Annotated in this window: 2 protein-coding genes and 1 pseudogene; 2 read left to right on the top strand and 1 reads right to left on the bottom strand. The window is 72.9% G+C overall.

Annotated elements, in window-relative coordinates:
* A partial coding sequence (locus tag AOK24_RS41980) for an SUKH-4 family immunity protein (RefSeq protein ID WP_055725131.1) occupies positions 1-770 on the top strand: 770 nt, incomplete at its 5' end.
* Positions 771-940: 170 nt separating this feature from the next.
* Positions 941-1,825: a cellulose-binding protein gene (locus AOK24_RS41975; protein ID WP_055725130.1), complete on the top strand. Its 885-nt coding sequence runs from the start codon at positions 941-943 to the stop codon at positions 1,823-1,825.
* Between the two features lie 11 nt (positions 1,826-1,836).
* Here AOK24_RS41975 and AOK24_RS41970 read toward each other — a convergent pair.
* Positions 1,837-2,255 (bottom strand): annotated as a pseudogene (locus AOK24_RS41970) (MFS transporter); the annotation flags it as partial.

Below are 2,255 nucleotides of genomic sequence, written 5' to 3'. Positions count from 1 at the left end.
GGGCGATGCTCGTGATCCGCGAGCAGTGGCCCCAGGCGCGGATCACGAGCATCGCCCCGTACGGCACGGACCACGCGAGCCGTCAGCAGGGGATGCAGCAACTCCTCGCGCACCAGGGCGAGTTGCACCAGGTCGCGGACGGCCCGGCGAGGCCCGCCCCGGTCCGTGTCCCGTTGCCGCCGGTGCAGCAGGCGCCCGCCGTACCGCCGGAGGCGATCGGGCAGGAGCTGGCCGCCGCGTTCGGGCCGGGTGTGTTCCGGTTCGAGCAGGCGGCGGTGGCGCGGCAGGGCGTGCCGCCGGTCGTCGCGCACACGCTGGTCGCGGCCGGGCTCCCGATGGACATGGGCCCGTTCTTCTGGGCGCAGGCCCAGCCGGGCCGCCCGGTCCCGACGCTGGCGGAGCTCGCGCAGGAGCGCGGCGTGCAGCCCTCGGCGGACGCCGGCTCGTACCTCGTGATGGGCAGCGACTTCGGCAAGGCGATCTGCGTGCAGTACGGGACCGCGAACATCGTCGCCGTACCCGTCGAGGCGGGTCCCGGCGGTGCCCCGGTCGCGCCGCAGTTCGTGAACTCGGGGCTGCCCGAATTCGCGCGCTGCCTCGCCCTGTTGGGGCGGATGTGGCGGCTGCGGTTCGGCCTGAACCCGGAGCAGGCGGGCCGCTGGACCGTCGACTTCCAGGCGCAGCTGGCCTCGCTGGACCCGGCGGCGCTGGGCTCGCCGGACAGCTGGTGGTCGGTGCTGCTGGAGCAGATGTGGGACGGGCTGCTGTGACGCGCCCCTGACCGCGCCCTCGGAGGAGTCCGCAACCGGCAGCAACCGGTTGCGGACTTTTTCTGTCCGGAGCCCCGTAACCCCCTCACGGAGTGTCACGTTACGCACCTTTCGATCCGAACCGTCAAGATATGCGCAAAATCGTTCGGGTCTCGTGGGGAGTTTCCAGCATGGGCAGCGCGTCGGTGTCGCCGTACGGGTTCGGAACGGTCCGCGGGCGGGGGTACCGTCCCTCGCAGGTAGAGGCGTACGTCGCCGCCCTGTGCGCGGACCGCGACGCGGCATGGGACCGCGCGGCACGCCTGACGGTGCGGGTCAAGGAGGCGGAGTCGGAGGCGACTCGCCTCCGCGAGGCCGTAGTCCGCCTCACTCCCCAGAGCTACGAGACCCTCGGCGAGACCGCCCACCACCTCTTCCGCCTCGCCCGGCACGAGGCGCACGCCCTCCGCGAACGCGCCCGCCACGAGGCCCGCGACCAGGCCGCCCGAGCCGACGAGCAGGCCGCCGCCATCCGCGAGGAAGCGGAGTCGCAGGCCCGCCGCACCCTCGCGGAAGCGGAGGAATGGGGACGCCAACGAGTCGCGCGAGCCCGCGCCGAAGCGGACGAGATCCGCGTGACGGCACGACGCGAGGTGAAGCAGGACCGCGCGAAAGCCCTGGAAGGACTACGCGAGGTACGCCGCCGCACCGAGTCCCTCCGCACCCGCCAGGACCAGACCCGCGACCAGCGCAAGGAGGCGATCGAACGAGAAGCCCTAGCCCGCGCCCGCACCCTGGACGCCCACTACGCCACCCTGATCGCCCGCGCGGAGTCCGCCCTCTCCGAGGCCCGCACCACCCACACCGAGGCCGAGAAATCCGCCACCCACCTCCAGTCCCGAGCCCACACCCACGCCACCGCCCTCCTCACCGAGGCCCACCACCAGTCCGACCGCATCGCCCGCGAAACGGAACGCGTCCTGCGCGAACACGGCGAACGCTGGGACGACGTACGGGCCCATATGGACTACGTCCGCACCAGCCTGAGCGCCCTGACGGGCCGGGCGGTGGAGTAGCTCTCAGGTATTCAGGGGGTAGTACTCCCGTCGGTCTCGATCACCGGGAACCGGCGCGGAGCGATCAGCAGCAGGGCCAGGAACGCGAGTACCGCCGCCACCGCCGCTCCGATGTACACCGCGTGGACCGCGTCCGCGACCGCGTGGCGGATGTGGTCGGGGGTGCCGGAGGGGCCCCAGGAGCGGGTGACCGAGTCGAGGTCGCCGCCGCCGAGGCGGGTGGCCAGGACGCCGTTGGCTATCGCGCCGAAGAGGGAGGCGCCGAGGGTCTGGCCCGTCTGGCGGCAGAAGAGGATCGAGGCGGTGGCCGTGCCGCGTTCGCCCCAGGTGACCGTGGACTGGATGCCGACGATCAGGGGGAGCTGGAAGAGGCCGAGTGCCGCGCCCAGGGCCAGCATCAGGAGGGTGGGCTGCCAGGGGGAGCCGGGGT

Source organism: Streptomyces niveiscabiei, assembly GCF_001419795.1.
Classification (GTDB): Bacteria; Actinomycetota; Actinomycetes; order Streptomycetales; family Streptomycetaceae; genus Streptomyces; species Streptomyces niveiscabiei.
Note: the sequence above shows the minus strand (reverse complement) of the source record. Positions and strands in the feature narration are given on the sequence as shown.